This window comes from Myxococcus sp. AB025B, assembly GCF_006518215.1.
Lineage (GTDB): Bacteria > Myxococcota > Myxococcia > Myxococcales > Myxococcaceae > Myxococcus > Myxococcus fulvus.
This window is the reverse complement of record NZ_SRLW01000377.1, coordinates 1-8,160: the sequence shown is the minus strand read 5'-3', so window position 1 is coordinate 8,160 and position 8,160 is coordinate 1. Positions and strand designations below refer to the sequence as shown.

At 70.2% G+C, this 8,160-nt stretch carries 10 protein-coding genes; 2 read left to right on the top strand and 8 right to left on the bottom strand.

From position 1 onward, the window contains the following. Positions 1-137 precede the first annotated feature (137 nt). Positions 138-533, top strand: a complete 396-nt coding sequence (locus FL311_RS38220) for a hypothetical protein (RefSeq protein WP_141332592.1) — start codon at positions 138-140, stop codon at positions 531-533. A gap of 53 nt (positions 534-586) precedes the next feature. Here the strand turns inward: FL311_RS38220 and FL311_RS38215 are convergent, their stop codons facing one another. The 5 genes from FL311_RS38215 to FL311_RS38195 are packed head-to-tail and all read right to left on the bottom strand — an operon-like array spanning position 587 to position 4,824. Further along, positions 587-1,567, bottom strand: coding sequence for a cytochrome c (locus FL311_RS38215; RefSeq protein WP_141332591.1), 981 nt, complete (start codon positions 1,565-1,567; stop codon positions 587-589). Further along, entirely contained in the window at positions 1,564-2,115 is a 552-nt protein-coding gene (locus FL311_RS38210) for a cytochrome c oxidase subunit 3 (protein WP_141332590.1), read from the bottom strand. Before FL311_RS38210 ends, FL311_RS38215 begins: the two co-directional genes overlap by 4 nt. After that, positions 2,112-3,833 (bottom strand): cbb3-type cytochrome c oxidase subunit I, encoded by a 1,722-nt coding sequence (locus tag FL311_RS38205; protein WP_228557351.1) that lies wholly within the window; start codon positions 3,831-3,833, stop codon positions 2,112-2,114. Before FL311_RS38205 ends, FL311_RS38210 begins: the two co-directional genes overlap by 4 nt. After that, a complete protein-coding gene (locus FL311_RS38200) occupies positions 3,830-4,633 on the bottom strand; it encodes a cytochrome c oxidase subunit II (RefSeq protein WP_141332589.1) in 804 nt (267 codons plus the stop codon). Before FL311_RS38200 ends, FL311_RS38205 begins: the two co-directional genes overlap by 4 nt. Next, entirely contained in the window at positions 4,630-4,824 is a 195-nt protein-coding gene (locus FL311_RS38195) for a hypothetical protein (RefSeq protein WP_141332588.1), read from the bottom strand. Before FL311_RS38195 ends, FL311_RS38200 begins: the two co-directional genes overlap by 4 nt. 561 nt (positions 4,825-5,385) lie before the next feature. On the opposite strand from FL311_RS38195, the gene FL311_RS38190 reads away from it, so the two are divergent. Next, a complete protein-coding gene (locus FL311_RS38190) occupies positions 5,386-6,045 on the top strand; it encodes an SCO family protein (RefSeq protein ID WP_141332587.1) in 660 nt (219 codons plus the stop codon). Between the two features lie 689 nt (positions 6,046-6,734). On the opposite strand, the gene FL311_RS38185 is transcribed toward FL311_RS38190, so the two are convergent. From FL311_RS38185 to FL311_RS38175, 3 genes are all read right to left on the bottom strand, one after another. Continuing rightward, on the bottom strand, positions 6,735-7,190 hold the full coding sequence (locus FL311_RS38185) for a hypothetical protein (RefSeq protein ID WP_194869542.1): 456 nt from the start codon (positions 7,188-7,190) through the stop codon (positions 6,735-6,737). Positions 7,191-7,332: 142 nt separating this feature from the next. Beyond that, on the bottom strand, positions 7,333-7,812 hold the full coding sequence (locus FL311_RS38180) for a hypothetical protein (protein WP_141332586.1): 480 nt from the start codon (positions 7,810-7,812) through the stop codon (positions 7,333-7,335). Positions 7,813-7,867: 55 nt separating this feature from the next. After that, the coding region (locus FL311_RS38175; RefSeq protein ID WP_194869541.1) for a macro domain-containing protein at positions 7,868-8,160 on the bottom strand (293 nt) is incomplete at its 5' end.

Sequence of the window (8,160 nt, the reverse complement as noted above, 5' to 3'; positions counted from 1 at the left end):
CCCGAGCCCCCTCGGCGGGCGAGTGGCCCGCCGCTCCATGTCCGCGGCCACCTCCGTGTCCATCCTCAAGAAGCTCAACCCTCCCCTTTCAAGCTGTCCTTCTCGCGAGTCGCGCGGCGGGCCGCCCGAGGTCCGCCATGCCTTCGTACACGGTCGACATCCCGCTCCATCTCCACCACGCATACTGGCAACTGCCCAATGAGATGCGCATGGCCGTCGCGCTGCATCTGCTGGCGATGGCGGAGCTGGCGCCCCGGAGATACTCCGCCGTGGACGGGGGGCCGAGCCGCAGTGACATCGCCGGCCTGGACGCGGGCGAGCACCTCGTGGAGCTCGGCGGGCTCTGGTTCTCCTATCGCATCACCCCTCAGGAGAACCTCTTGCGGTTGCTGGATTTCGGGGGCACGACGCGGGGTGTCCCCGCCACCGCGCCCTCCACCTGGAGGAACCACCTGCTGGACCAGGATGTCTGGACCAACGAGGGCGGCGGCAGCCATGCCCTGGCGCGGGGGGACGACGTTGCGGGGACCTGAAGCCTCCCGCGCGCGGAGCACGCGCGTGGGCCCGAGCGGGCGTGGCCTCCTCTTCAGTTCATCGTGGAGCCGCGCAGCCGCGCCCCCAGCACAGCGGCCTCGTCCGTGTCGCGCAGCACCACCAGCGTCTGCACGTAGTACGCGAGCGCCCACAGGTTCTCCTCGGGAATGGCTCCCTTCCACGTCGGCATGGCCGCGCCGCCCACGCCCGCCGCGATGACCCGGTAGAGGTCCTCGCGCTGACGCTCGGGTGTGTACGGCGCGCCTTCGATGGTTTCTCCCACGGGCCAGATAGTGCGCAGGGGCTGGAAGAGGAAGTCTGGCGGGAGCACTTTCTGCGTGCGCGTGGGCTCGCCGTTCGCGTCCACCTCCACGGGGTGGTCGGACTCACGGACCTGCGCGGTGTAGGGGTCCACCTTGGACAGGTCCACGTCGCGACCCGAGGCCTTCTTCATCAACGCGGCGAGCTCCGCGCGCGGAAGGTACGCGACGTGACAACTGGCGCAGCCCGCGTTGCCCGCGCCCGACACGTGGTAGGCGACGCGGCCCCGCTCGATGGCCTCCGCCTCACGGCCTCGCCACGGGTCGGGTGACATCTCCAGCGGCTTGCCCGGAGCCTCTTCCTTCCAGCGAGGGCTGAAGGTCTTGAGGTATTGCACCACCGCGTCGAGGTCCGCGTCGGGCACGTCCCACGCGAACATCGGCGTGCCATGGAGCCCTCGTCGCAGCGTGCGCTTCAGCGCCTCGTCCGTGGGCAGCTCTCCGACGGAGACGCCGCCGAACTTGAACAGTCCCTGACGGAAGCTGCGAGGCACGGGCCGCATGCCCCGTCCCGCCGGGCCTTGCCCGTCGCCCTGCGCTCCGTGACAGGAGGCGCAGTAGTACGCGTACACCGAGTGCCCACGCACCAGCGTCTCCTCGGAGAGGACGCGGCCGTCGGCGAGCCTCAGGGGCTCGAACGTGGGCGAGCTCCTCGAGCGACACCCCGCGAGCGACACCAGGAGCAGCAGGGCCGACAGCACACGAGAGGTCATGGGAGGTACACCGCGATGAAGAGGAACACCCACGTCACCGTCACGAAGTGCCAGCCCAGGGCCCAGGTCCGCCAGGAGGCTCGCACGTCCGCTCCGCGCAGATGACGCCAGCAGCAGGCGAAGAGCCCGAGCTCCACCGCGAGCACGTGCAGCGCGTGCAGCGCGGTGAGACCATGGAAGGCCGACGCGGACACGCCGCTCTCGGGGATGCGCAGGTGCTCGGTCCACCAGGCCCGGTGCATCCACATCGCCTGGAGCCCGAGGAACCCGAGCCCCGCGGCCCACACTCCCCAAGTTGCCCACAGGGGACGAGGGCCCTCGCGGCGTGAGCCCAGGTGCAGGGCCGCGCTCCCCGCGACGAGCAGGAGCCCCGTGAGGCCCAGACCCCACGTGGGCACCCGCGGCGACGGCCACGCCTCGCGCATCCGGTACCAGCCCACCGCGAACACGAGCGCCGCGAAGAACATCGCCCACGCGGACAGGCCCAGCACCGTGCCGAGCCACTGGGTCGCCTCGGCCCGGGTGTCCGCTTCGGGCCGCGGGCTCATGACGTGCGCTCCAGGAGGGGCAGCGGGCTGCTGATGGCTGGAGACTCCGCGGGCAGCGCCTCCGCCTGCCCCACCCAGTCGCGGCCCAGTTGCTCCAGCACCTCCGGCTGGGACAGGGCATGTGGCCCGCGCAGCACGACGGGGAGCTGCTCGAAGTTCTCGTCGCTCGGAGGGCTGGCCGCGCACGTCCACTCGAGCGTGCCCACCTGCCACGGGTTCGCGTCCGCCACGCGCCCGCGCCAGAGCGTCCACACCAGGTTCACGACGAACAACACCTGCGCGGCCCCGAGCAGGAACGCGCACGCCGTGGTCCACTGGTTCAGCGGCAGCAGGTGCTTCAGGTACGTGTACTGGTACGGGTCATAGAGCCGGCGCAGCTGTCCCGCGTAGCCCGCCGCGAGCTGTCCGCCGAAGACCCCGAGGAACAGCACCGCGCTCGACACCACGTGCGCCTTCGCGAGCCCTTCGTGAAGCTGTCGCCCGAACATCTTGGGGAACCAGAAGTACAGCCCCGCGAAGACGCCCAGGAAGCTGGCCGCGCCCATGGTCAGGTGGAAGTGCCCCACCACCCACAGCGTCCCGTGCAGGGGCACGTCCGTGGCCACCGCCCCCAGCGCGAGCCCGGTGATGCCGCCCAGTCCGAACACCCCCATCGTCGAGAGCGCCGCGAGCATCGGCGAGGTCAGCCGCACGCTGCCGCGCCACAGCGTCATCAGCCAGTTGAGGAACATCACCTCCGCCGGCAGCGAGATGAGCAGCGTCAACACCATGAACGTGCGCCCCAACAAGGGCGACATCCCGCTGGTGAAGAGGTGGTGCGCGTAGACCAGCCCGCTCAGCGCGGACACCACGCCCATGGCCCCCGCCGTCAGGCGATAGCCGTGCGCGGGCTTGCGGCTGAAGAAGGACACCAGGTCCCCCACCATGCCCCACGCGGGCAGGATGAGGATGTAGACCTCCGGGTGGCCGAACAGCCAGAACAGGTGCTGGTACACCACCGGGTCCCCGCCGCCGCCCACCGCCGCCGCGCCCGCGATGAAGAACTGTGTCCCCAGCAACCGGTCCATCAACAGCAACACGGTGGCGGCCGCCAGCACCGGCACGAAGAGCACGTTCAACACCGACGCGAAGAACAGGCCCCACACGGTGAGCGGCAGTCGGCCCCAGGTCATCCCGGGCGCTCGGCATCGCGCCACCGTGACGACGAAGTTCAGCCCGTACGTGAAGGCCGAGACACCCGCGCACAACACCGCCACCGTCACCAACGTCTGGCCCAGGCCCGGGGTGAACGCGGTGGTCGACAGCGGAGGGTAGGCCGTCCACCCCGCGCTCGCGGGCCCCAGCCGCACCGCGAACGAGGCGAGCACGAGGGCGCCGCCCAGCGCGTAGACCCAGAAGCCCAGCGTCGACAGCCGGGGGAACGCGAGCCTCCGCGCGCCGATGGCCAGGGGCAACACGAAGTGCCCCAGCGCGCCGAAGAGCAGCGGCGTCACCGCGAAGAAGATCATCACCAGGCCGTGCATGGTGAAGACGGAGGTGTACGTGGGCGGCGTCAGCGCGCCTCGGGACTCGGGCAGCGCCCACGCGAGCCCAGGCACGGGCTGCCCCGGCCACGCCCACTGCCAGCGGATGAGCAGCGCCAGCAGTCCGCCCAGGAGGAGGAAGCCCAGCCCGCTCCACAGGTAGCGCCGGGCCACCTGCTTGTGGTCGACGCTCACGGCGTCCTCCAGTCCCAGCCCCAGTGGGCCGCGACGTCGTCCGCGTCGTACGCCTGGAGCGCCTGTCGCCCCGCTTCGCGCAGCCACGCGGCGTACGCCTCCGAGGACAGGGCGCGCAGCTCACCGCGCATCCGGTAGTGGCTGGTGCCGCAGTGCTGGTAGCAGGCCACCTCCCACGTGCCCTCGCGCTCGGCCTGGAACCAGGTCTGGTTCACGCGGCCTGGAATCGCGTCCACCTTCACGCGGAAGTGCGGCAACGAGAAGCCGTGCACCACGTCCGTGGAGACGAGCTGCACCCAGACGGGGACGCCGGCGGGGACCCGCAGGTCGTTCCACGTCACCACGTCATCGGGCGTGTTGAAGCGGCCGTCCTCGCCCGCGTAGCGCGCCTCCCAGGACCACTGGTGCGCGTTGATTTCGATGCGCACCGTGCGCGGGTCCTCGGCGGGGACCTGGAGGTTCCACAGCACGTCCCGCAGGTAGCCCTCCGAGCCCACCAGCAGCGTCCCGTCCACGATGAGGAATGTGGTCAGCGCCAGGCCGAGGACGAAGGCGATGGAGCGCTTGGTGCCTCCGTCCGAGGCCGCGCGCCTCGCGCCCCGGAAGCGCCACACCGCGATGAGCATCCAGCCGAGCGCAATCGCCGCGAGGCCCGCCTCGAAGCGGTGACTCCACCCGAGCAGCGCGTCGATGCGAGGGCCGCGGGTGCTCGCGTTCTCGGGCAACGCGAGGGTCATCAGCCCGGAGGGCGCTTCCGTGTCCGTCGAGACAGGGGCGGCCCCTTCGACGGGGGTGCTCATGTCGGGTCCTTCCGGGTGTCCTCACGGCTGGCGCGACGCACGGCCCACACGCCCACGCCCAGGACCACGAAGGGCGTGAGCATCAAGCCCACCACGAGCAGCACCGAGCGCACCGCGGACTCCGGCTCCCTGAGCGAGCACGTCGCGCAGGCCCAGGCCTCCACGGGCAGCAGGGACAGGAGCGTCAGCATGAGGGATGCGGCGGCGTGCGCCTGGCTCGCGACACATCGACGAGACGTGGTGCTCCGTGAGGGCTTCACGCCCGACATCGAAGACCGGGCGGTCCACCGGCGCCAGCCGCCTCGAGGGGACTCGCCGCCTCGGCCTTCCTCGGGCGTCGGGTGGGAAGCCAGAGGCGCGGTGGCACCTCGGAAGGACTCTTCGTCCCGGCAGTCCTCCCAGGTTGGGGCGAGCGACGGGCGCGCAGAGGCGCCTCGAGGAGGCTCGTGGCCTCGGCCGCCCTTGGGTGTCGAGCCGGGGCAGCACGCCGGTCGAGCCTCGGACCGGACGAAGATGCCTCTGCCCGCTCCCGGGGGGCGGGATGCGGCTCGTCGACCCGGGTTGGAGCGCTCACCGTTCATCACCGCCCTCCCGGCTAGCACGCGAGAGTGGCCGCCTCAAGCCGAGGCCCTCCTCGGCTCGGCTGCCCACCGGGGTGGCCTGTCACCGACTACACCTCGCGAGTAGGCGGGTTGGCCCCTGCGACACCTCGGCGCTTGTGCCCTCCCAGGCCTTTCGTTAGTCCCAGGCCCATGTCCGCCGAATCGCCCCTCGCGCTCCCCCAGGCCCGTCTCACCCAGCGCCCCGCCTTCTGGGCCGGCCTGGCCGTCATCGCCCTGGGACTCACCGCCGCCCTGGGCCTGTCCCTGGTGCGCGGAAGCAGCGAGCCGCTGCCCCGGCTCGGCACCCTCCCGGACTTCTCGTTCACCCGGCAGGACGGACAGCCCTTCGGCAATGCCCAGCTCCGCGGGCACCCCTACATCGCCAACTTCATCTTCACTCGCTGCCCCACCATCTGCCCCGCGTTCACCCGGAAGATGGCGCACGTGCAGAAGAGCACCGACGCCCACGGCACGGGCCTCCAGCTCGTCTCCTTCTCCGTCGACCCGAAGTACGACACCCCCGAGCGCCTCGCCGAGTACGGCCAGACGCACGGCGCCAACTTCGCCCGCTGGAGCTTCCTCACTGGCGACTACGCCGTCCTCCAGGCCGTCATCGTCCAGGGCTTCAAGGTCAGCATGGGCCGCGAGGCCGGCGCCCCCGAGGATGACCTGACCTCCATCTTCCACGGCTCCCACTTCGTCCTCGTGGACTCGAAGGGGGAGATTCGCGGGTACTACGACAGCGCCGACAGCGACTCGACGGACCGGCTCCTCGTCGACGTGAAGCGGCTGATGCGCGAAGAGGCGTGAGGCGGGCAGGGCCCGTGGATCCGGGATGATTGATCCGCGGAGCGGCGCTCCCATCGCGCGTGTGAGGCCGCCAGTTCGCCGCTCCCCTCCGGCCACGCCACGAATCTCCTGGCCTCGCGAGCCGGGTGGACTCAATCACTCACAGTATGACTTCGGGCTCCCGATTCTCGAGGAATGAGGATCATCCGGCCTCCCCTGTCGCGTGAGCCGAGCCCGAGCGACAGCTCGACCCTCGCGGGTATCGGCCCGTCCGAAGCGCAGGCCGCGCTCCGCATGGACCCAGGACGGGCCCCGCCTCCCGCGCGGGACCCGCTCCCGTCTCCACCCCGTGAAGCCGAAGGGCCGGCCCCGCGTGGCGGAGGACCGGCCCTCGTCGCATGCCCACAAACCGAAGGGCCGGCTCCTCTCTCTCGGAGGACCGGCCCTCGTCGCATGCCCACAAACCGAAGGGCCGGCGCCTCTCTCTCGGAGGTGCGGCCCTCGTCGCATGCCCACAAAGCCGAAGGGCCAGCGGCTCCCTCTCGGAGGTGCGGCCCTCGTCGCATGCCCACAAAGCCGAAGGACCGGCGCCTCTCTCTCGGAGGACCGGCCCTCGTCACATGCCCCGCAAAGCCGAAGGGCCGGCCCCGCGTTGGCGGAGGACCGGCCCTCTGGCTTGCCACCTCATCGCGCCAGGGGCGCGAGGTGCCTTACTCGATGAAGGCGGCGTGGCGCTGCGCGATGATGTTCTGCACGTTCTGCTGACCGAGGACGTTGTCCGTCCACGCGCCCACCTTCTCGGCGCCAGCGCGAACCTGCTCGGCGACCTTGGTCACGTCCTCGATCTTCGAGGTGGCCTTCGCCAGCGCGCCGATGCCGCCGATGGGGCCCTCGCCGACCAGCGACGTCACGCCCTGCTTCAGCAGGCCGTCCACCACCGGGGCCAGGAACTTGCCCACGTAGGGGATCTTGTTGATCTGCTCGCTGATCTTGTTGGTGATGGGCTCGATGATCTCCGAGGCCGGCTTCTTCAGGAAGCCCAGGAGCTTCTCACCGAACTTCGCGATGCCACCGGCGATGCCGCCGACCTTCTCCGCCGCGGTGCCAACGGTCTTGATGACGTTCTGGAACAGCTTCGCGGGGTTCAGCTTGTCGAACAGGCCCATGGTGACACCTCAAAGTTCGCGGGGGACGCGGAAGTTTTTGGGAGAAGGAAGACTCGAAGTGATTCTCGACAGGGCGGCTGAATAGTTTCCGCCAGAATTTCCGTGAGAATTTCTCCGGACTTCCGCCCCCCGGGGCAGGACCTCAGGCCCTGCCACCACCGCCCCGCTTGATCTGATCCAACATCGCCTGCCGGGCCGCGGCGTCCTGGTTCCCCCCCGTGGAGGGAGCCTGGGTCGTCGTCGACGGAGGCGCGTCCGCGTTCAGGGAGGGCTTGCCCGCGGTGCCCGGGGTGGACTTCTCGAACTTGGAATTGTCGAAGTCCGGCGCCGACCCGGGCAGCTCGCCCTTCATGCCCCGGATGAGCAGATCCGCGGCCTCATCGGAGGTCACCGGGGTGATGCCGTTCTTCTTGAGCTCCTCGTCGGGGACGATGTTGAGCTCCGGCTCCAGGTCCTTGTCCTGCGCGTACTTGAGGACCAGCTCCACGTAGTCCTCCAGCTTCATGCCGACAGCCTTGGCGATCTTCTTGGTGTCCGCGTCGTTCAGCAGCTCGGCGCGAACGACCTCGATGGGCCGCTTGAGCCCGCGCTTGGGCTTGGCGGGGGCGTTATCCTGAGACATGTGATGCTCCGACGAAGAAAGGACGTGGGCGAAACTCTAGCCCAGTTTTTCTCGTTCACACATTCTCGCCCCCGCCTCCCTCTGACGACAGCGCCGCGAGGGCTCGCTGGTAGGTCTCCAGGTCCGCCTGGGAGAAGAGCACCACCGTCACCTTCTCCAGCTGGGGAAGCCGCCCGAGCGCCGCCCGGATTTCCCGGAGCGCGATGAGCGCCGCCCGCTCGATGGGGAAGCGGTACACGCCCGTGGAGATGGACGGGAACGCCACCGAGCGCAGGCCGTGCTGCTCCACCAGGGCGAAGACGCTCTTGTAGCACCTCGCGAGCGTGGCCTCCTCGCCCCGGGCCCCCC